Origin of the sequence: Desulfovibrio inopinatus DSM 10711 (genome assembly GCF_000429305.1) — a bacterium.
GTDB classification, from domain to species: Bacteria; Desulfobacterota; Desulfovibrionia; order Desulfovibrionales; family Desulfovibrionaceae; genus Alteridesulfovibrio; species Alteridesulfovibrio inopinatus.
This window is the reverse complement of sequence record NZ_KE386883.1, coordinates 3,890-25,467: the sequence shown is the minus strand read 5'-3', so window position 1 is coordinate 25,467 and position 21,578 is coordinate 3,890. Positions and strand designations below refer to the sequence as shown.

At 47.1% G+C, this 21,578-nt stretch carries 15 protein-coding genes and 1 pseudogene; 4 read left to right on the top strand and 12 right to left on the bottom strand.

Features of this window, described 5'->3' with window-relative positions; translation table 11 throughout:
* Positions 1 to 4: 4 nt before the first annotated feature.
* From G451_RS0126115 to G451_RS31900, 10 genes are all read right to left on the bottom strand, one after another.
* Positions 5 to 1,645, bottom strand: coding sequence for a glycosyltransferase (locus G451_RS0126115; protein WP_027186534.1), 1,641 nt, complete (start codon positions 1,643 to 1,645; stop codon positions 5 to 7).
* Between the two features lie 4 nt (positions 1,646 to 1,649).
* The gene (locus G451_RS0126110) at positions 1,650 to 3,278 is read right to left on the bottom strand and encodes a B12-binding domain-containing radical SAM protein (protein WP_027186533.1); all 1,629 of its coding nucleotides are present in this window, start codon (positions 3,276 to 3,278) and stop codon (positions 1,650 to 1,652) included.
* A gap of 8 nt (positions 3,279 to 3,286) precedes the next feature.
* The gene (locus tag G451_RS0126105) at positions 3,287 to 4,534 is read right to left on the bottom strand and encodes a glycosyltransferase (protein ID WP_027186532.1); all 1,248 of its coding nucleotides are present in this window, start codon (positions 4,532 to 4,534) and stop codon (positions 3,287 to 3,289) included.
* A complete protein-coding gene (locus G451_RS0126100) occupies positions 4,531 to 5,598 on the bottom strand; it encodes an NAD-dependent epimerase/dehydratase family protein (protein ID WP_027186531.1) in 1,068 nt (355 codons plus the stop codon). The genes G451_RS0126105 and G451_RS0126100 overlap by 4 nt, the downstream gene beginning before the upstream one ends.
* The gene (locus G451_RS0126095) at positions 5,598 to 6,419 is read right to left on the bottom strand and encodes a glycosyltransferase family 2 protein (RefSeq protein ID WP_027186530.1); all 822 of its coding nucleotides are present in this window, start codon (positions 6,417 to 6,419) and stop codon (positions 5,598 to 5,600) included. The genes G451_RS0126100 and G451_RS0126095 overlap by 1 nt, the downstream gene beginning before the upstream one ends.
* Positions 6,416 to 7,948 carry a hypothetical protein gene (locus G451_RS0126090; RefSeq protein ID WP_027186529.1) on the bottom strand — a complete coding sequence of 511 codons (1,533 nt, stop codon included), beginning with the start codon at positions 7,946 to 7,948 and terminating at the stop codon, positions 6,416 to 6,418. The genes G451_RS0126095 and G451_RS0126090 overlap by 4 nt, the downstream gene beginning before the upstream one ends.
* Positions 7,949 to 7,959: 11 nt before the next feature.
* Positions 7,960 to 9,126 carry a hypothetical protein gene (locus G451_RS0126085; protein ID WP_027186528.1) on the bottom strand — a complete coding sequence of 389 codons (1,167 nt, stop codon included), beginning with the start codon at positions 9,124 to 9,126 and terminating at the stop codon, positions 7,960 to 7,962.
* A gap of 5 nt (positions 9,127 to 9,131) precedes the next feature.
* Positions 9,132 to 10,379, bottom strand: a complete 1,248-nt coding sequence (locus G451_RS0126080) for a hypothetical protein (RefSeq protein ID WP_027186527.1) — start codon at positions 10,377 to 10,379, stop codon at positions 9,132 to 9,134.
* 121 nt (positions 10,380 to 10,500) lie between these two features.
* Positions 10,501 to 11,088 carry a D-sedoheptulose-7-phosphate isomerase gene (locus G451_RS0126070; protein ID WP_027186526.1) on the bottom strand — a complete coding sequence of 196 codons (588 nt, stop codon included), beginning with the start codon at positions 11,086 to 11,088 and terminating at the stop codon, positions 10,501 to 10,503.
* Positions 11,089 to 11,098: 10 nt separating this feature from the next.
* Positions 11,099 to 12,619, bottom strand: a complete 1,521-nt coding sequence (locus G451_RS31900; RefSeq protein ID WP_034644203.1) for a PfkB family carbohydrate kinase — start codon at positions 12,617 to 12,619, stop codon at positions 11,099 to 11,101.
* 1,346 nt (positions 12,620 to 13,965) lie between these two features.
* Between G451_RS31900 and G451_RS0126055 the strand changes: the two genes are divergently transcribed.
* The 4 genes from G451_RS0126055 to G451_RS0126035 all read left to right on the top strand — a co-directional run bounded on the left by G451_RS0126055 (position 13,966) and on the right by G451_RS0126035 (position 16,437).
* Positions 13,966 to 14,631, top strand: a complete 666-nt coding sequence (locus G451_RS0126055) for a Fic family protein (protein WP_245587878.1) — start codon at positions 13,966 to 13,968, stop codon at positions 14,629 to 14,631.
* 127 nt (positions 14,632 to 14,758) lie between these two features.
* Positions 14,759 to 14,983, top strand: coding sequence for a type II toxin-antitoxin system RelB family antitoxin (gene relB / locus G451_RS0126050; protein WP_027186524.1), 225 nt, complete (start codon positions 14,759 to 14,761; stop codon positions 14,981 to 14,983).
* Complete coding sequence (locus tag G451_RS0126045) at positions 14,967 to 15,233, top strand: type II toxin-antitoxin system RelE family toxin (protein ID WP_027186523.1); 267 nt, start codon at positions 14,967 to 14,969, stop codon at positions 15,231 to 15,233. Before relB ends, G451_RS0126045 begins: the two co-directional genes overlap by 17 nt.
* Positions 15,234 to 15,513: 280 nt before the next feature.
* Positions 15,514 to 16,437, top strand: a complete 924-nt coding sequence (locus tag G451_RS0126035) for a class I SAM-dependent methyltransferase (RefSeq protein WP_027186521.1) — start codon at positions 15,514 to 15,516, stop codon at positions 16,435 to 16,437.
* A gap of 60 nt (positions 16,438 to 16,497) precedes the next feature.
* On the opposite strand, the gene G451_RS0126030 is transcribed toward G451_RS0126035, so the two are convergent.
* Together G451_RS0126030 and G451_RS31895 are read right to left on the bottom strand one after the other, a co-directional pair.
* Positions 16,498 to 19,665, bottom strand: coding sequence for a DEAD/DEAH box helicase family protein (locus G451_RS0126030; protein WP_027186520.1), 3,168 nt, complete (start codon positions 19,663 to 19,665; stop codon positions 16,498 to 16,500).
* Positions 19,666 to 20,799: 1,134 nt separating this feature from the next.
* Positions 20,800 to 21,578 (bottom strand): annotated as a pseudogene (locus tag G451_RS31895) (hypothetical protein); the annotation flags it as partial.

Below are 21,578 nucleotides of genomic sequence, written 5' to 3'. Positions count from 1 at the left end.
TATTTTACCTCTCGCTCCGGTGGATCGTTTCATAAAAATCGGTAAGTCGAAGGGCCATCCGTTCCGGAGATAAGGATTTTCTAAATTCTTTTATGTCTTGCAACGATGTTTCGTAGTCAAATGCTTCCATATGTTTTCGAACGTTTTTCCAGTCCTCGCTTGCAAGGACAAAGCCCAAATTAAAGTCGGTCACGAGTTGAGCAAGAGAGGAAAGCTCGGATGAGACAATCACAGGAGTGCCTGCGGAAACAGCTTGGAAGATCGTCAACGGCAAGTGAGTTTCATGATAGCCGGAAGGGCAGGGCGGAACCCTTCTCCCAAGCCAAAGGTAATCGCTGTCAGCAATTTCTTGGAGTAAATCCTCTGGATGAATAGCTCCGCTATAATGGAGTAGATGGTTCTTTCGGTCCATCTCTCTGAGCGTACCATAGCCCCCACCGACATCGAGAGGGTTGAAAATATGAAATTCAATACCCTGATTGGTAAAGACTTCGATGGGTTCATAAATGCTCTCCAAAGGCCAACCAATGTTGAGTGTCACATCGGGTCTCGTGTGCAGAGAGCACACAAAAATGACTTTGGGAGGACGATTACTTTCGTGAGTACGTTGTACGGGCGCCTCAATGGGGAGAAGCGGCCTGTAGAAAAGAAGTGAGGGCACCTTGCTTTCATGCTGTTCTTTCATCTTGTCGATCATCTGCGTAGGGATACGCGAGACCAATCCCGCTGCGCGATGGGAAAGCGTTTTTTCGAGTGCCGTTGCTCGCTTCTCGTCTATGCCTTGCTCTTCAAGAAGATGTTGTCGGGCTCCATCAACTTGCACCACCTGACTCAGAATGGAATCAAGCCAGACAACCACGGGCGCTTTCGATGTCTCTATAACATGGTTAAAAATAGAAAATGTGTAATAGAGGCACCACGCATTGACGATAGAGAAATTCGCTTTTTGCAAAAGCCGTGGTATCATAACCCAAAGATAATGGAGAGATGGGGCTTCGTAAAAAAAGTCCGCAAAGCCGTATTCTTCCATCTTATCATAAGGAATCTTGCTCGGTACGTGGCTCCGAGAAAGAAGCACCAGCTTCTTTCCTGCTTTGCGCATGCTGGCATACATTTCGAGATAGGGCATGGAGAGATCCGGATCCAGAAAACAGATGACGTCGTCATCGTCGGAAAATCGATCCGCCAGGCATTGCAACACGTTGTCCATTTCATGCGAAACATGCTGCAACGCTTTGGTGAGGAGGCTCTCATTGATACCCTCGGTAAGAGCCTGCTTGAGGAATATCACATCGGTGTTGTGGAGAAAGCCAATCTCTTCACACATGGCATCTTCATACGTTGCCGACAGAAGAAGGACTTTGCTCGTATCGAGAGGAATCTGGGAGGCCTTGGTCCACGGAAAACCGTGAAATGTATTTTCCCGTGGAGCATCGGTTGTAGCAAAGATGACGTTTGCCTTTGTGAGTTCTTCGGCATGCTGCATAGCCAGAATACGGGCGATGGTACCGCACCCATACAAGACCAATTTTTCCTCGTTCGGTAACGACGCAATGAAGTGAGCGACAGCTTCCGCACGCATATTCATAAATACGTCGTCGAGCAAAATACTGCTGACGAGTGAATCTTTTGTATGCCGCTTCATGCGCTTACCCTCGCCGCGAAGTCATACCCGGCTCGGGGATCAACGGAGGCAGGCCCCTTTTGTCTCGTGGCACGTAGCCCTTGCGCCCTTTCAGTGTATCCACAGCAGTATGGAAGAGATACGCTACATAGTTCTTGGCAGCGATCCCCGCGCTGTTGAGCACAGCCTTTGGGTTTGAAAAGAGTCTTTGTCTATGGCGGAGGGCAGCCAGCACTTTGACGTAATGCCAGTTGAATTTGATGTAATGCGCCAGAGCGCGACGTGAGGTAAACTCACTCATATTGAGGTTTCCTGCCTCCTGCGCCAGAGCGATCTTTGAAGAGCTGCCTGTGAGCAGACGCTGAAATTTTTCGTCGCTGAGGGAGGTGAGATATTCATCCTCGTCCGTGATGAGTTTTTCACCCATCGCTTCGTGGTACAGCTCGGATGAGGGCGAAGGAATCAGGATCGTCCAGCCGTATCCGGACGTATTCATCTTGCCCTGCTTTTTGAAATCACGCTTTTGTTTTTCGATAAGGTCTTCAATAAACAACATAAACGAGCGCGTTTCAGCGATGGTTCGGACGTTTTCACCCGGCGTACCGAAGATAAAGTTGCCATGCATCGTGATTCCGGCGTCGATAGCAGCCTTGAGCCTTTGTCTGGCCTCTTGGTGATTCAGGTTCTTTTTCATGCGTTTGAGCATGTCTTGGCTCCCGGTCTCAAGGCCGAACAGCCCAACGGCAACCCCATGATCCGCCAGTTTTTTGTACAAGTCGTAACTGCCAAAGGAGAGGCGCAAGCTGCCGATGAGCTTGAAATTCATTCCTCGCTCATCATAAAGCTGGCAGTATTCTTCGATATCCTTGGCGTTAAGGAACATATTGGTGTCGTATGCGTAGAACCCGGTAAAACCATAGCGATTGATCAAAAAGTCGAATTCATCGAGGAGCGTTTCCCACTTTTTCCTGAGCATGCGGTGGCCATAGAGGTGACCGCAGAATGTACAATGAAAGGGGCATCCTCGTGACGTCAATATAGGAAAGGCCTGAACGGGATGGTCCGTACATGAATTCAGATTATAGGCGATCTCTTTCAGCTCTTCATCGAAATATTCGTATGCCGGGAATTCCTGGTTTTGAAATTCGATCTGATTCATTATCTTGTGCGACTCGGTCCTGACGATCGTTCCGGTCTTGTTATCTTTAAATGAGATGCCGTTGACCGAGCGCAAATCGGGGTGCGGTCTCCCCAGTTCATCCAACAGATCAGGAAGAACGGATTCACCTTCCGGGCACGTGGAAACAATGTCTACATCCGTCTTTTCAAGAAGGACTTGATCATTACCCGAAATAATGCCGCCGACGATGATAATGGCATCTTTGTGTGCCTTGCGGATATCGGCTGAAAGCTGTTTGACATGTAAATAGTTATGCGACCAGGCACTAATGCCGAAAATACGACTATCGGACTTTTGCAGCTTGCTGCTGAGCTCTTCTAAGGTGAGCCGATTCAAATACGTATCGAGATGGTCGAACGTATGTGTCGTTTTCTGCAATTGGCTGATGATGATGGGAAAAGCAAAAGGGAGCTTCCACAGTTTTCCATCCAACGGTTTGGTTTCCGCAAGACCGACGAGCTGTATATGCGACATAAAGATCCTTATTCGATTGCAAATATCTGTTCAAGCTGCGCCTTGGCCAGATCGCTGTTGACGCTGTTTCTGTATGCGTTCAGCTTGTCGCACAATGACGCATAGTCACAATCCCGAGCAAGTTTTGGGGCCTTCGCCAAGTCGTTAAGCTCATAAGTGAGGCCAAACCCGTTATCCATGACGGTCTTGAGGATGTACGGTGCTTTGGTATGCACCAGAATGGGGAGTCCGGCTTCAACATAACTGAAAATCTTGGTTGCCATGTTGATAGCGAAATGATCGGGGTTATAGCTGGATTCAGGAATGTTCTCCCAGTAAATGGCAAAATCGTGCGCGGCCAATTTCGCGGGCAGTTCGAAAAACGGAACACCTTTTTGAAACGAAAAATTGGGGTAGACATCCTGAAAATCAATATAGCGCTTATGCTCTTCCCAGAACATATTGCGGGCGTTTTGGTTCACAACGAACGTCATATCACCTTCGTTGCCGCAAATGTCATGGATCAGCGGAGTCATGATGTGGTTTTCATGTCCCTTCGTAATAGCGATATGGTACGGAATGATCCCGCCCGCAAAAACAAATTTTGGGTTACGTGTCCCGTCGTATTCACTACACGGCTGAAACAGCTCCGGCTCCGGAAGACTGTGAATTTGCCAATCCGGGGTATTGAAGCGCCAGGCATCGCGCATTTTGTCAACGCCCCAGTTGGGCATCTTGTGAACGATGGCCGCACTCTGATCAAGAATCTTCGCTTCGAGCATGCATTCAAAGCTAAAGGGATCGTTGTTCATGTAGTACACGGAATCATTGATATCGATAATAGCCAACGACCCGTTTTTCTGGGCCGCTTCCACAGCAATGGCACCATTGATAAGCGGCTGAATAACAGAAGATATAGCCCACGGAGCGGAGGACGCGAGTATGCTATACAACTCATCGTAATCCTCAGCCTCATAGCACTGGTCAAAGAACCGGAGCGGAGCATGATCTTGGCGTATGCAGCAGCCAACGAACGTGAGAAAATACTTGCCTGTCTTTTGTAATGCCCATGCTTTTTTGCAGACAGCGGGTTGCAAGTAATATGAGTTGAAGACGATATGTTTTTTGCCGTCCACTATCCGCTGATCCATATGTTGCAATGCGGATCGATAGACAAGCTCTTCTCGTCCTCTGGGCATGGGCACGTCAAAAAACGTCTTCTGCAGGTACGTCTGCTGGGCCTCTTCAAGCCAGAAAAAACGCTGTGCGTCGCTCAATTTTTCCCTCGTTCCTTGATGATGGTTGCCATCTCCGTAAAAATGGCGCGCAGGTCATAGGTATAGCTCCAGTTTGGATAGTGCTGACGGAATTTCCTGACATCGCTGATCCACCAGAGGTGATCTCCAACTCTGTTTTGGTCTTGGTAGGAAAAGTTGAAGGGGATTCCCATCACTTCCTCGAACAGCGTGATCGCCTCCAATACAGAGCAATTGGAATGCACGCCGCCGCCAGCATTGTAGACTTCTCCCGGACGGGGATTTTGGATGTACTCCCAGAACATGGTAATCAGATCCTGGGCGTGAATGTTATCGCGTACCTGTTTGCCCTTGTAGCCAAACACCGTATACGGGGTTCTGTTGACGCCGCACTTGATGAGATACGACAAAAAGCCGTGCAGTTGCGCTCCGGAATGGTCGGCTCCGGTAAGGCACCCCCCTCGAAAGCACACCGTATTCATATCAAAATAGCGCCCATACTCTTGAACCATGACATCAGCCGCGACTTTTGACGCGCCAAAGACGCTGTGCGTGCTCACGTCAATGGACATGGACTCATCTATCCCGTGCTGAGAGTAGGGATGTGACGGCTCTACAGTAAAACGGGTATCGGTCTCTCTCAGAGGAAGGCTATTCGGTGTATCCCCGTATACTTTATTGGTCGAGGTAAAGATAAAAGGTGCCTCTGGGCAATGCTTGCGCGTGAGTTCCAGCAGCAAGACCGTGGCGGAAGCATTGATGGAAAAGTCCGTCAACGGCTCTCGGGCTGCCCAATCGTGAGAGGGTTGTGCAGCGGCATGGACAATCGCTTGTATATTTTTGCCGTAGTGAACAAAAAGGCGCTCCATGGCGGCTTGATCGCGAATATCGTTCTCGCAGTGGGTATACCGTGTGAGGCTGGAAGAAAGGCTTGTAATATTCCACTTGGTAGAACTTTCATTACCGAAAAAGTAACTACGCATGTCGTTGTCCACTCCAACGACATCAAATCCTTGCTCGGCCATGAAGCGAGCTGTGCAGCTCCCTATGAGGCCTCCTGCTCCTGTAACCAGACAAACCGCCATTATTTGCCTCCAATCTTTTCTTCAGCAATCGCTCGGCGTGCCGCCTGTACCAGAGAGCGCGATTCATTCAAGAGTTTTGTCCAGTTGGAAGAGCTGTGTACGCCGACTTCCCGATTTTCATGGATGCGGACGGAATACAATGTCTTGGGAACATGCTTAAAGCGAACACCACCAAGGGCCAGACGAAGATACAATTCATGATCGTTGGCAAGGTAATCGTTATTATACCAACCAAACTCTTCATGGAGTGTGCGGCGGTAGAGTTTGGAGACGCCGCAGAGATACCAATTCGTAAAACACGCTTCAAAAGAATATTCGGGAACGTTGAATTCCCGAAGAATTCGTCCTTGATCGTTGAAAATGAACATATCCGAATAGCAAAAATCGGCTTCGTCCCGATCAAGAGGGGCAACAAGTTCTGAGATCATTTGAGGGTGGCACATATCGTCAGAAGCGATGTATGTACAATATTCGCCGGTCGTCGCTTGAAAACCACGATTGTATGTCCGCGTGGACCCCATATTTTGCTCGTTATGTATAACGACGATTTCACGGCCTTTCTGAGGATATCGATGGTGTTCCGTCCGTTCAATATTGCCGGTGTCTTCGTTGAAATACGAAGCATAGGAAACCATTTCGGTGGGAACAGCAGCCACGAAGTCCTCAATGACTTCCCGCGTTGCATCTGTGGAGCAATCGTTGACGATAACAATTTCTATATTGGGGTAATCCTGGAACATAATGGAGTCCAGACAGGCACCCAGGTATGACGCCTGGTTGTACGTGGGCACAACCAGAGAAACTTTCCTTGCGGTGTTCATGCCTTTTTCTCCTGCATGGCAACATGCAATTGCTCATGAATCGTGGAAATGATCTCTTCTTTGGAATAGAATCTACTTTTCTCGGATGGCGATTTAAAAAAGGTCTCTATACCTGTAAAATCAGTTATATACATATCTTTGTAATTATCCTTGGAGTAGTTGGAAGCAAACAGAGGATGCCCTTCTTTGACAAAGACACCATGGCCAACAACAAATTTTCTTGCATCATGAGACTGAATGCATTCGCACTGCCCAGCTATATGCATCTGCCATGCTTCCCTGGCTTTGATGTGTGCTCCATGGGAAATGAAAAGTGGGGCGAATCCGGCTTGATAAAGATTTTCGTAGAGGTACAGTCTATTTTTTTCCGGAGTTTCACATCCAAAACAATGGACAAAAAAGACACCTTCAGCCTTTACTGTACGATGAAACAGACTCAAATAGTCCCGTAAGGCATCAGGGTTGAATTCGAGGAGATTTGCATTGGAGTTGACGACATCAAAACTATTTTGAGAGGCCGCAATGTCACCCAGTCTCCACCAAGGATAATGTCGGGCTTTCTTTACAGCTTCCATGGACGTCATGGTAAAGACCTTCTGCAACGGATCGTCATCACGGATAAACCATTCTTCGACAGGTTCAGCGTGGATCATTTGCTGAAAACCTTCGCCAAAAACATGGCGATTGACCGCGTCTTGCAAAATATAAAAACTCTCGCAGCTTTCCGTTAACGTATAATTTTGCAGGCCTGGGTGTCCCTTGAGAAAAAAAGACAAGTATCCACACCCCGGCCCAACTTCCAGTATGGAGCGAAAACCGGGAGCAACGGCTGTGAGCTTTTTATAGACGACGAGCATCGCCAACATTGTATCCAAGGGAATCACAACATTGTTGCCAGGATAGTGGCGCCTTTGAAATGTCACAAGCTCAATACAGGCATCTCTCAGCGTTGTCACATCGGCAGGCTCTAAACCGCCCAACTCATCTTGAAGTTTCTCAAACCGCCCTTCTTGCATGGTGTTCAGAAGCGGGCGCGTTTCCTGAAACGTGGAAATACGTACCGGAAAGCCGAATCTCTCGAAGTGATCCAGGTTATGTCGTTGTGCAATGCGCCAATTCGGCAGACTCTTTTTAGCCATGGTTTCGTGGTCACGATATCCTAAAGGATTGGAACATCGTTGGAACATGGAGCCTGCGCTGTTGCGTGCTTCCCCCATGTCAGGAAGTTCTTCGTAAACACTCCACTCATGAATTCCAGCCTGAACGAGGCCTATGGAAATTTCCGCATAAAAGGCCGAAGCAATAACGACATAGTCTTTCTGAGGCTCGTACAATCGAGCAAATGTATCCAGTTTATGCACTGGCTTGCCGAGATATTCACTTGATGTGAACGAATCGACAAAACACAGCACGTCTAAATCCGTTGTTTCGGATATTGCTTGAAAGAGTTCCGCTCCGCGTGTGCCCATGCCGTAAATGCATATCCGGCGCCCATCGGGTAATTGGCCGGGAGAATGGATAAAATGCATCCTGTTTTCCTTTAGCCTTGTTGCATAACCAGTTCGCAAGCGGCTTTAACGATATCCTTCTTGGAATATTGCTTTGCATCCGCAGGCGGTGGACTGAAAAAACAACCGAGGCGAGGGTCATCCACACTGAATGCATTTTTGTAGTGTGCCATATCATAGCACTCTGCAAATCTCTCGTGACGTTCGGTAATCAGTACCGCGAAATCACTGCCGAACGTTCTGACATCACCTTCTGTAATGAAGGAGCAATCCCCTTGTGTTGTTCCGGCCCAAAACGTCCTGTCTTTGGACAAGGAGCCGAGGGTCACGAACATGGGTGCAATTCCCCGTTCATAGAGTCGCTTGAAAAGATAGCCTTTATTCTTTTCAGGCGTTTCGAAACCGAATCCTTGAACAAAGATGATGCCGTTATCAGCCACTTTTTCTTTGAAAAGTTCCAGATAGTCTTGCAAAGCCTCGGCATTGAACTCAAGAAGATTCGAGTTCGAGACAATGACGTCGAATTTTTCTTCGGTTTGCCGCAGAGTGCGCAGTCGCCACCATGGATATTGAAAAGCTCGACGCCTGGGGCGCAATCCTTCGGCTAAAGTGAAGGAATCAACAAGATCATCATCAGGACGTATGTAATAATTGGCTGTGCGGGGAGGAAAAGCCATTTGGCTGAATTCTTGGCCAAAGGCAAAAATATTGATGTAGTGTTGAAGCAGGTAAAAACTTTCGCAGCATTCGACCGTGGAATAGTTGTCGAGCTGTTGGAAACGGGAGGCGAAAAGAGAAAGAAAGCCGCAGCCGGGGCCGATTTCCAAGACCGAACGAAGATTCGGTTGCAGACCTGTTATGTACTTCCAAGAACACAAAGCTGCCAGCGCTGTATCTACAGGAACAAGCGGAGTCTGCTCAGGATAGTGGACGAGTTGGAAATTGATCAAAGCGGCACACGTTTCTACTAACGTCGTAAAATCCGCTTCGCTCAAGCCCCCAAAGTCCTCCTGGTATTTGGCGAAACCATGCTCCTGCATGGTATCGAACAATTGGCGTGTTTCCGCCAGCGTTGTCAGACGAACAGGAAAACCCGTCTTTTCAAAATGGTCCAGGTTATGACGTTGGGCAATCTGCCAATTGGGAAGCGCAGCACGGGCTATGGTTTCGTATTGCCTATATGCTATCATATCCAACATGGGAGCTATTTCCTTTGGTTCTCTCTTTGTAAGAGTGGATGTTGTTTGATATTTTCAGCAATTTGAAGTGCTATTTCATTGGCAAATGGTGCCGTATAGTGCGCTTCATCTATATAATGGTTTTTCGTTGAACCTTCTTGTATTGCTGAAAGGTCGATGGTGTTTTTTGCAAACGAACTGTTTTTCAATGCAGGCAGAAGCTGTGGATAGACGTCTTTAACGGCTTCATTGAGTCCCAGACCATACACCATGCCTTGGTGGTAACGAAGATCATACTTGTAAGCGGGGACAGGCTGAACAACAAAGAAGGGAGTCACTCCATAGTGATCTGCCAAAAGGACAATCTGCTGATAGTTTGTTAATATACGATGTACTATTTTATCTATGTCTGTTGATGAATATGCTGTGTACTTTTGTCTATGGTGTACCGCATCATCAACCTCTGCTGGAGACAACAAATCCATCCCTTTTTCAAGTAATCGCGTTACAGGGAGGGAAAGAAGAAATAACTTCAGACGAATCCAGCGCGTTTTGGATTGGAGCTGGAATTCGGAAAGTTCTTTTTGTTGACTCGAACGCTCACGAAGAAGTTCTTTGTACAACGTCGAAGTAGCAGTTTCGAGGTCTACCTTGATCGAATCATTGAGACCATCAAGAAAAAGAGCAAGGTCTGGGGTGTACCCATTGGAAAGCAATTGAAGAAAAAGTACTTTTTCTTGAGTGGAAAAAAACGCACAACGTCCAAAATTGTAGACCTTGACCGGTTTGTCGGCCAATGTGCCAAGATTTTTTTGGAGCTGGGAGGCGATACTCGTCCAGTCTGGACCTATATGGTAGGCGGTTGAGCCTCCAAAGAAAAAAATGTTGTAGTTATCAGGATGAGGCGGCCAGGGGCCTTGGTCTAAGCCATGACGAAAGCCATGTGGTGAGACATTCCAATATTTCCCTGTCCGTTCATGATGTTGAAATTCAGAAAACGCTTCATAGGCGATATTAATGGCGCTTGGGAACGATTCCTGCCAGTAGGCTTGGAACTCCTCCTCACTTTTCAAACCGAACCACGTATAGTTATCACCGGTTTCGTAGAGAGACAGAATTTTGGGTGGAGCCCAGCGTATACGGTCACGGCTCAGAACAAGCCGCTTTTTGGGGATGATTTGGATCAGAGCCCATGCAAGAACATTGAGGAGGATAAAGCCGATGAACACTCCAAACAGAATGTGAGCGGCAGTGGTGTAGATCTGATCGAACATGATTTAGAAGAGTGGATAAATATCTTGAAATGTTTTCTTTTTTTTGTTGTGCCGAATTCTGAGTATGCCACATGCGACAACGCATATCAGCACGAGAGCGACTACAATCCAGAATACCATACTATACCTCCATTTGCGCTATTTGCTGAATAAGGTCAGTGAGGTAGTGGCCAATGCATCCATGGACTGACTCCACCGTGCCGTATACTGCATCCGGAACATAGAAATTCAAATCACCGAGCTGACGCAAGGGATTGTCCTTTTTAAAGCCGGACATAGTAATAATATACCCATTATTCTGTGATGCCTTTTGAACAGCGTTGAGAATATTGTGTGATTGTCCGGAGCTGCTGATGGCTATGAGCACATCGCCTTTTTGAACCCAATGATTCATAGGACGCTCAAAGCTCCGCTCGTAACCAAAATCATTGGCTGTCGCGGATAAAATAGCAGGATCATGCATGCAAACGGCCCGTAAGGACGCTGCCACCAAATCGTTTTGCATATGTGAAGCAATGGCTGAACTCCCTCCATTGCCAATTATAGCAACAACACCACTTCTTTGACGTAAAGAATGAATAAATTGGGCTGCTCGATCTGTAGCTTCCTGAAAATCAAGAGATTCTCCGCTACTATTGGTTACTTCGGTGGCAGCAAGAAGCCTTCCCAATTCGGAAAAATAGTGTTGTGCTCGCATGAGTGAGGACATAATGTCTTCCTTATGACAAAAGGGAAGTAATGTGTTTTCCAAAAGCAACCTTATCCAGAAAGCTCTTGTTGCACATGTCTCCAACTGCCTGCGCTCCGGCAACGCTGCCGAGAAAGCCAATGACATCTGCAGGCATTCCTTTGGCGGCACACATGGAGGCTATAGATAAAACGGTGTCACCGGCGCCAATGCGGTCGACGACTTTTTGAGTAAATGCCGGAATTTTAACGAAGCCTGTTTCCTGATCATAGCAAATACAGCCTTTTTCACCCTGGGTGATAAGCACCTTACTGCATGAACATTTCTCGGAGGCCTCTTTAATGAGATCTTCAATTCTTCGTGAACGGCAACGCGCCTCCAATCTCAATTCATTTTCTGAAATGGATATGAAGTCTGCCCTCGAGTAAGCTGAAAAAACGTGAAAACCTTGGTTTCCAGCATTTTGCTGGGTGTTCATGGCGAGGAACTTTGCTTTTTCCGAGAGAAGATTTCTATGTTCCGGCAGCAGCATGCCGTGTCCATAATCGGCAACAATGACCAAATCTGCTTGAGGGACCAATTCTTCCATCTTTTCATAGAGATCCTTCGCGTCTTCGGGAGTCGGATCGCAATTACTGATGGTATAGACCTCGAAAAGCTTTTGAAAAGGATATCGCTCTACGAAACGACTTTTGACAATGGTGGGAGCTTGACGGATAGGCAAAAAGTGTTGCGTGATATTGGTTCGTAATTTTTCGTTGATGAACTCGATCTGGGAGTCGACCTCGCCGAGCTGGGTGACAAGCTCAACATTGTCCGTAAACGACCCCACGTGGTTGGCAATAGCGAGGATTCCGCCAATATATTTTTCCGTCCAGAGGAGTTTGGAGGCGATGATAGGTTCTTTGCCGGACTTCCCCAACGTGTCGCAAAAATTGTATTCGTCAATGATGGTTTCACCAATGACCAGCACCTTGAGATCTTGAAGAGATTTCAAATCATTCAAAATCTCTTCCTTGGAGTGCTTTGAGGTGAAGTCTGCTATAAATTTTTTTCCATTTTCAGAGAGTTGTGGAAAACAACGGTTTGCAAGGTTGGATGAGCTGAAGACGACATCATAGGTAAATTTGAGTTCTCCACCGACGGATTTGACCGCTTCTTCTTCATCGACAATCTTCCCTGTAATATCCTTTTCCGCAACGCTGTATTCATCCCCTTTTACATAAAAATGGGGCTGTAGATATTGTATAAGCTCAACGGCTGTAGGCCATTTATTGACCGAAACATAGTCGACCATGCCAAGAGCAGCAAGAACCTCTGCACGATATTCAGCATTAAATACTGGGCGATCCGGACCTTTATTCACATAATGGTCCGGCGTGATGGTAACAACGAGAAGGTCTCCCATCTCTTTGGCCTGTTTAAGATGGCGAATGTGCCCAGGGTGCAATATATCGAAAACACCATGGCAATGGACGATTGTATTCGCCTCTCTTGCTGTTGAGAGCTCTTTTTTCAAGCATTCCAGAGAGAGTATTTTATGTGCGCTCAAGATGTCATTCCAGGTATTTGGGTCTGTTTTCGTATCGGGTCAATATATTGACGGCTTAACCAAAAAATACTTTCTGTTGTGTGTTTCAGCAATCTTTGTTCCAGGTTGGAGGTGGAAGTAATCTTTTTCTATGACTCTCTCCATGAAAGAGACCACTATCTGTCTAAATAAATAATAATTATATTAATTTATTGTATTATTTTCATGTGGAGATTTGAGGTCCGAAGAGTGATTCTTTCTTGAATAATCCTCGAAGTGGAGACCTGCTATACCCAAACAGTATGAAAACATACGTTTCTTTGGTTTTCAAAAAAGATATCCAAACGAGGCTGCCTGTGAGCAAAGGTTGTATTCATTTCGTTGACTTCATGGGTTTGAATGCCCGAAATGCGGACAGTATTCCAATGTAAAAAGTGTACATATCAAACGTCACTCACAGCAGAGACTATGCTGCATAAAACAAGAACGCCGCTCCTCAAATGGTTTCGAGATACCTTCCTTATGATATCAGATAAACGTGATATTTCTGGCCTTAATATCTCGTAAATGAAGAACCAATTTTTCCTTTTTAAAATGGATCAACATCGTTGTTTCCAATGCAAAAACGTTTGTTCCCGGAACATATCACAATGTGCAAAAGAAGCACTTTCCAAAATACCTGAATGAAACTGTTACCGGTTCAATCGGCGCTGGTGGCGTGACCAAGTATTTGATCGCTTGCTTATGGCCTGCTCCAAAGTAAAGTCGGTGGGAATTTCGGAGCAAATGGCATAGCCACATATTTTTATATGAACGCTGTTTTGGCTCAACGGACTTGTTAAGGAAATATTCTCGTTTTTTATTGATATAGTTATCAGTGAACCATTCTCGACATGGAAAAGTTGTCCTCCCCCCAAAAAAAATTGATTTTTCTAAGGGAGTACACAGTATTGCCGAACTCATACATTTTTTATCAGCAAATTACTCATACAGTGAATGATAGAATGAATTTTTGCTGTCAATCCTGTAGAGATGTCAAATTGTTACGGGTTAATTATTAAGCCGTCAAGCCGTTGACGTTTTCTCCAACAGTTTTGACCCATTGTTGCCGAGAGCCTTTCCACTTGGCCTTTGGGGAACTTGTCTGTTTGGGCTTGAAAGGGCTATCAGTTGGTTGACGGAGGCTCGTTGAAATTGGAGGAATCTTGATTCTGTCTCGCTTCAAGCTTCTCCACACGTGCATTGTTTGATATTTGTCCATCCCCCGTGAGCGCTTACAAATATTTCACCCCAATGTAAGGTGTCTGCAAAGATACAAGGAGAAAATATTTGTACATTCTGCCAAGAACGACTTGGCAAAAAATATAATGATGAAACAAAACAAAAAGAAAGCGCTATTTATAGCCAGGAAAGTATTTTCTGAACTTGTTTTTGATATTCAAAAACTCGAAGGAATGCCGTTTACGATGCCAGAGGTGCAAACCTACATTCAAGGCATTACAGTAGGCGGTCATAAAATTACAGACGAAGAGAAATTAAAGCAGCAAATTTTAGGATGGGAAAAAATTATTACATTCGTTTCAACTGATACTTTTTCTCTATCAAAAGAAATTGCTTGTTCAATTCAAGCGATTATAGCCAAAGATGAAGTGCTTGAAATAGGGCAATTTCGGTCTGGTCAAGTTGGGATAGCTGGAACGGAGTATACACCACCTCGTGCTGAAACTCTCGACAAAAACTTCTCGGAAATGCTCATACATATCAAAAAATTGCATGATATTTGTGAGCAGGCTTACAGGCTGCATTTAGATTTTGCGCGTAACCAGTTTTTTTACGATGGGAATAAACGAACGGGCTTACTCATGCTGAATGGGCATGTGATGAGCTATGGATTTCCACCGCTCTCGATTCCAGCCAAACGGCAGATTGAATATAATGAAAAAATGATCCGATTCTATGAAAATGGTGATTATGCTGAAATGTTAGTCTTTCTCAAAGAGTGTCATCACGCAATGTATGACCGGTTTGAGTGAGGATTCTAACGCCTCGCAGAACACCGTAACGGCCTTGCCCCTGGCGTTCTCTCGGGCCAGAAAAAGATAAGAGAAGTAGACAAATTTGCATATAATCGCTATACAAGTATATCAAGGAGGGCCAGTTATGCTTGCGATACGCATACCGAAAGAAATTGAGCAACGCCTTGAAAATTTGGCCCAAAAAACAGGTCGAACCAAAACATTTTACGCCCGTGAAGCAATCCTTGCACATCTCGAAGACCTCGAAGACTATTACTTAGCGGCTGAATCATATGCAGAGTTCAGAGCAAATAAAGAGGAAAGCATTCCTGCTGAAGACGTGGTGAATCGCCTTGGCCTGGGAGATTAAATTTACACCCAAAGCGGAAAAGGCGCTTTCAAAGATAGATAAGAAGACCGCTAACCGGATCATTAAATTCCTTCTTGAACGTACCACAACGGAACCGCGCAACCTTGGCAAATGCTTGTCCGGTCCTCTTGGGGACTTCTGGCGGTATCGTGTTGGTGATTATCGCATACTGGCAAAAATTGAAGACGATCAGCTTATTATCTTGGTCGTTGAGGTTGGACATCGCAGCGAAGTCTACAAAAGGCATTGATCATGAACACATCTCAGACGTTGTATACCACGTAGATGAAGAACCCAATTTTTCCTTTTTGAAATGCATCAACATCGTCGTTTCCAATGCAAAAGCGTGTATTCTCAGGACGTATCACGGCGTTAAAAAGAAGAACTTGCAAAAATATCGGAATGAATACTACTACCACCTCAATTGACGCTGGTGGCGCGACCAAGGTTTTGATCGTTTGCTTATAGCCTGCTCCAAAGTAAATTCGGAGCGAATGGCATAGCCATATTTTTATACAAGCGGGTTGATAATGCATAAAACTCCTTCTGAAGAGATTACAAAGTTACTCAACGATGGATTACACCGAAACGAAGCCTACGACTTGATTCCAGAGAACTCTTCAAAAATTCTTGATATCGGCTATGGAGATGGCTGGTTGTTGATGAATCTCATTTACAACAAGGGCTGTACTGAGTGTTATGGCCTTGAGTTGAGACCACGGCCTGACGTTGAAAAGGAACTTGATGGCGCATGGAATATTGATCTTGTCAATGAAGACTTGCCAGAAAAATACTTCAACTATTTCAATTGGATTATACTGCATGACGTTTTAGAACACATCTATAACCCTTGGAAGTTTCTTGGCATTATCAATAAATATCTCTCTGATGATGGAAAAATCATCCTCGTCTCTCCAAATGCCCAATATTGGGAAGTGCCTTTTGCGCTGATGCATGGAAACTGGCCTCTTGGAACTCATGGCTACTGGAATGAAGATCACGTGCGCTGGTTTACATTCAAAACATTCTCTGAACTCGCAATGATGGCTGGTTTTTCTGTAGACAACGCGTATCTTCAATACCCTGAACGCTTTTGGGAACATGCTCAAGACTATGAGGCTTTTGTAAAAGTTCAAGATAAGAACATTTCTATGTTTCCTCCTCTCAATTTTCCGCAACATCATATGGAGGATGGGTTTCCTTTTGTATCTCCAACGTGGGACGGAGCTGACCAGACAAAAGTTATTTTCAATAAGCCCGCAAAAGACTACTTCCCTTTTTTTATGGCAATAAAAATTATGCTGCTCTGCAGCAAAAGAGGCGATCCCGTGATGTTTGATATTGTACCAGGCAAACTGAAGACTATTCGAAAAAATTTTTATGAAACTCTTGGAACACAGGAACTTGAAAAAAGAAGACCAAAGGACATCCAAATTCAGGTAATAAGAAAATAGCATTTAACTTGAACATGACACAAGAATGCTTATTCGTGTCAAAAACATCCCCCTCCCCTATCAAAAACAACCATATCGCTTTCGTCGCTGCATTCCATTCGGCGGATCGGCCCAGCGAGTTGTATCAAGCGGCATGGCGTGTGACGCCACGAGGCTGGAATCTGGGAGTAAATGGCGTCCCGAACGGGCATACAGCACATTGCCGGCAACGTTGTCGTCTGCTGGCGTCATAAATTTTCCTTCGATTTCAAGCTGTTCGGTATCTATGCCCAGCGCCTGGCAAACATCCATGAAGGCTTCGATATAGCCCACGGCGTTGTTCCAATACGTTGAGCCCTTCAAGCGCCAGCGCAATTCCGGATGACCGTCTTGTTTCATGGCTTCCAGGATACTCGATGCGGCATGAGTGTCTGAAAGAATAACCCGAGAAAGTCCGTTTTCAGTCGTGTGGATTCTAAGAAAACGCTGTATAAGAATGCACACGGTTGTTTTGGCACTTTCGTTGAGTTCCGCCAATGCGGCCTCTACCTCCTTGTGACGTCCGCGAAATCCTACCCCAAAATATGGCATGAGGTCGGGCAGATAGACCCCGAGCCCGTCCATCATGGTTCGCGCGCGCGTAATGGCTTCGCTCATGGCTTCGCTCTTGCCCTGGCGCTGGTCGTAAATGACGGGCGCTCCCATGACCGTGGGCCAGGACGAGCCCATGACAATGACGGTTTTTTCTCCGTGAATGGGCCGAATACGATGGAGAGCTTGCACAAGATCGCGTTGCCCAAGACGCTCCATCCAGGCGCCTTGCTGGTCTTTGTCGTCAAACAAGGTGGCGGCATGATCATACACCGCGCTTTTATTCGGAGTGGGCGTTCCAAAGGCGATGACCGCATCAAACTGGGCGTACTGGTTCGTTCCCTGACTGTTCCAGTAATGAATGGTTGCAAATTCCCGGTCCGGGTCGATGGACCGCGCCATGTCGAGCACGGTGTCTTCAATGGCCAGGTGTGTGGCAATGAGGACGCGTTGATCGGTGGGTTTGAGATGGTGCAGGCATTTTTCCAGTTTGCGCCGCAATGCCGCTGGATTCATTTTGCGTGCTTTGAGTTTGCCGAGTCCCACACGCAACCAGACGCGCCGGCCGCTCATATCGACGCTGCCGTCAACTTCGTGAAAGGTTCTCCCGAACAACATATCCAGCTCGGTCTTGTCGCCGGTTCCATCCAGAACGACCAGACGCGCTTGCGCCATGTCCGGAGCAATATTGCGCACGGTGCGGTATTCTATGGGCTGGGTGTGATGTCGCCGAACGTGGACATAGGCAATCGGCGCCGCCTTTTCTTCATGTTGATCCCCCAACGCGGTCCAGAGCCAGCGTAACGCGGCAAGCGAGACATCTTCAGACATAATACGCTGTTGCCAGGCACCCGGCTTTTCATTGTCGCGAATGCCGTAGAGCGCATCGAGATCGTCGGCCAAACGCTGCCGCTCTTCTTCCGACACAGCGCATAAGCTCCATAACGAGGGGGCATCGCCCCATTGCGCTGGTGGTGTCGTGGCATAGAGACGTCCGGACGTGAATGTCCCGTCCATGGTGCGTAATAACTCGTTCGCGCATTGGGCAATTTGCTCGATGACGCGAGCACTTTTTCCCGGCAATCGAGCGGCGATGTTGTCCAATGCTCCCGGCAGCACCATGCGGTTTTCAATCATATCGCGCACCGGGTTTTCATCGACCAACCAGACATCGACCCGCGAACGTACGTCATCCGGCAACGCGGCCGCTTTTTGATGCGACGTGAAAATGAGTCCGTACGGGGGAATCTTGGCGCTGTCGTAATACGGGCAGACATCGAGACATCCCTTGCGTTTGGGATTGTGGGGGCATGTCGCGCACACCGTCAGGGCTGGGGAAAATCCGCGGTCCGCCGCTTGTTTGACGGCGCCATATCGGTAGCATGTCGCGTCGATGCACTGCCCTTTCTCGTCTCGTCGATCACTGGAGCCGGGCGTTCGTCCTCGAAGTGCCAGAATATTCACGAGACCGCCAAGCTCCATCTCTTGAGCGGCGTCCAGAGCGGCTTGTTCCATTTCTTCGGCTAATCCATTGGTGGGGAGCGTGAACAGAACGAGCTTGTGTTGCGCCTCGTGCAGTGCATAGCGAATGGCGGCAAATGTCTTGCCAACACCGGGATCAACACGCAACACGATGTCCTCATGACTATGGAGCGCGCTGTGGATATCGCTTCGCGCATCATCGAGAGTACGATGTTGCCGTACGTCGTGAAACGATTCCATCTCCTGTGTGGTGCCTTCGTAGCCTTCTACCCATTGGGCTGGGTGCAAGCCTCCGTCATACACTGCGGCTTCACACGAGGAACGCCAGCATTTGAGACGGCCATTGGAAGATATCCAGGCCTTGTCTTTGCGTCCGCAGACCGGGCAGGCGTTGAGCGTGTACATTTCGCCGTATGGCGTGTGTCGTGGTCTGGGCTGATAGGGAGCGGCCGCGGCAAGAATCTGCTCCCAGTTGATGCCGACTTTGCGCGGGCGACGAAACGACACCACATTGCGTTTCATGGTGACACGGCGTTGATAACTCTGAAGCAGCCGTGTCCATGGTTCCGATAAGGGATTCACCGGCGCGATGCGTGTTGCCCATTGCGCGATGCGATGCGGATCGGGTTTGCCGGCAACCAGACGACAATACGCCGCGGCATCGAAATAGGCGTCTGTCAGGTCCACCCACGAAGACAGCATGTGATCGTGTCGATCAAGGTCACCGCCCTGCTTACGATGTCCACGATAGGCAAACAATCTGATGGGATTGCCGCTTTTTGTGGGCGCTGCGTCGACTCCCGGGAGATCCTTCAGGAGTTCGAGGAAGGCGGAGCCGTACTCGTGCGGGATGAGCACCGGCCACACAAATCGAAAACCGCGACCGGTAGCAAGAATTTCCAGCCCGTCCAAGAGTTCCAAGTCAGAAAGATGACACAACAAGGTTTGTGCCGCTCGGATGTTTTCGGCCACATTCTCGTGGTCGTCACTTTCAACGTCGAGAATCGGCCAAAAACTTCCATTCTGTGTTTTGGCGCCAATCCAGATGCCTTCCTGGCCGCCGGCCAGGCGTGATGGATGTATTCCGGCAATATATGAAGAAATGTCGCCGGGGCGAATATTGCCCCAGGTGACTTTCTTGGAAAACTTTCCTGTTTTGATGGCAAACTGCGTCATGTTCGGTCCTTGCGAGACCGGAAACACGAGACCGCGTCATGCGATGAGCATCGCATGAAAAGAGCGTGAAAACGTGTAAGGCGTCTTCACCATACGCCGTCCGTCGATTCCGGGCGGCGTTTCTCATTGTTGGGGTCCATGGTTATCAATAACGATAACGCGCAGATCACATTCCACGAGGCGAGTCGTATGAACAGTACGTCTTTTATGTGCCGTGAACCATTCCGCGGTGCGAGATGGGATCAAACGAGGTGTCAAAACGTAACAAGACATTGTTTTTCCTTTCTGGCTCATCAAGAAAATGCAGAAGTCCTGTTGAAATACAGGATCAACCTTGACGAGCAGGGAATCAAATGCTTATTACAAGGAAGACGAACACGCTGAGGATATAGCAAGACGCCACATGCTCACATGATCGGTTTCCTTGTCATGTAAGCATTTGAGGTTTTTGGTTCTGGTTCGGACATTCGTTTTCGATGTTCGACATGATGACCTCCTCAGACGGTGGATCCCGCGACCGGATGCTGGGTAAGCTTTGAACCGGTTCGGGAAGTTACGTTGCCCTTTTTTGAAACCCTGGTGCGCCAACACCGGGGTTTCGCTTTTTTGAGCAACTATTTAATAAAATATCTTGTGACAGATATAGTTTCCTGCTAACTTATTGTTTTATAACATTATATTATTCATTTTTGAATGATTATTTTTATTAATCATTCCAGTGTATTGAATTAGGTTCATGGCTTGGTCTCCCCTCGTGAGTGTTCTTCATTGTATCCATTCTGCCTTTGCTTAATACCTCTCGTCTGACCGTTCTTTGCATTCCATTCCATTTGCGTTCTTTTTTCCCTATTTTTGACGTGTTTTTCGTCGGATAGAGAAAAAAGCAGACGAGATCCTCTCTGTGCTTGCTCTCCCGTTCGTCAAACATGACGTTCCCTGGAGGGATGGACAACGCGTATCTGTTTATCGCATTTTTAATATAAAAGACATTGGTACAATGTACCACCAAACGAATATTAATTATGCGTCATTCGTGCGGTGATCTCCTCTCCATTGCTGTTTGAGCCACTGTCGTTCCGTTCCCTGCTGCCCTTCCAGACGTATTGTGCGTTCGTTGGGGGGAAGCTGTGTCAGTCACAAATCAAACTCAGCGTCTTCACGCGCTTGGCGAGCGCGGGCAAGGCGCCGTGCTTCTTCTGCAGCGTCGAGTTCTGCGCGTTCTTCCGGTGAAATATAGCCATCCGGCCGTGTGTAATAGCCGTTTTTGGCAATGGTATGGATAATATCTGTCAATGTATTCGACGCATTGTCGTCTGTATCATCTGTGCTGTGCGTGGTGTTTGCTTGACTAAGAGCGAAATCTGCATGGTCCAATGCGAGAAAGACACGATAGCATGACTTTTCCACTTCGTTCAATCGTTCAACAATATGCTGTATATGCGTCTGTCGTAATCCGATACGATATATATTTGCCCAATGGAAATTGATGTCATCATCGTTGAGATGCAAAAGTTTGTGTTGTATCGCGTTACGATCGCTGTGTTTTGCAATATTTGGCGTTCTGACATTGTGGTTTCCAGTCGATGGAATTGGAGCATAGCGTGAATATGGTTGCTGCTGTGGGCGTGAAATCGCTTCATGCAAAGTGATTTCTATGCCTTGAATATTCCCATCACGTGCTTTGCGGAATGAAAGATAGTCGAGCGCCTGGAGTCGTCGTAAAATACTGCGTACAGCCGTCTCTGTGCTGCCAACGGCGTTGGCGATGTCGCGAAATTTGATGATGGGAGCGGAAGTACTCAAAATATATTCAAGCACGGCGTTCTGTCGGGCGGTTAAGCGAGACGCAATCTGACTTCTGGAAAATATTTTTTGTGAGTGGCCATCAGTCTGGCCAAGTGAGTGGCCATCAG

Excerpts from the sequence above, each read along its gene's own strand:
- G451_RS0126085 (WP_027186528.1), bottom strand. The coding sequence starts at position 9,126 with ATGTTGGATATGATAGCATATAGGCAATACGAAACCATAGCCCGTGCT.
- relB (WP_027186524.1), top strand. The coding sequence starts at position 14,759 with ATGCTTGCGATACGCATACCGAAAGAAATTGAGCAACGCCTTGAAAAT.
- G451_RS0126100 (WP_027186531.1), bottom strand. The coding sequence starts at position 5,598 with ATGGCGGTTTGTCTGGTTACAGGAGCAGGAGGCCTCATAGGGAGCTGC.
- G451_RS0126095 (WP_027186530.1), bottom strand. The coding sequence starts at position 6,419 with ATGAACACCGCAAGGAAAGTTTCTCTGGTTGTGCCCACGTACAACCAG.
- G451_RS0126115 (WP_027186534.1), bottom strand. The coding sequence starts at position 1,645 with ATGAAGCGGCATACAAAAGATTCACTCGTCAGCAGTATTTTGCTCGAC.
- G451_RS0126055 (WP_245587878.1), top strand. The coding sequence starts at position 13,966 with ATGATGAAACAAAACAAAAAGAAAGCGCTATTTATAGCCAGGAAAGTA.
- G451_RS0126070 (WP_027186526.1), bottom strand. The coding sequence starts at position 11,088 with ATGTCCTCACTCATGCGAGCACAACACTATTTTTCCGAATTGGGAAGG.
- G451_RS0126080 (WP_027186527.1), bottom strand. The coding sequence starts at position 10,379 with ATGTTCGATCAGATCTACACCACTGCCGCTCACATTCTGTTTGGAGTG.
- G451_RS0126035 (WP_027186521.1), top strand. The coding sequence starts at position 15,514 with ATGCATAAAACTCCTTCTGAAGAGATTACAAAGTTACTCAACGATGGA.
- G451_RS0126030 (WP_027186520.1), bottom strand. The coding sequence starts at position 19,665 with ATGACGCAGTTTGCCATCAAAACAGGAAAGTTTTCCAAGAAAGTCACC.
- G451_RS0126110 (WP_027186533.1), bottom strand. The coding sequence starts at position 3,278 with ATGTCGCATATACAGCTCGTCGGTCTTGCGGAAACCAAACCGTTGGAT.
- G451_RS0126090 (WP_027186529.1), bottom strand. The coding sequence starts at position 7,948 with ATGCATTTTATCCATTCTCCCGGCCAATTACCCGATGGGCGCCGGATA.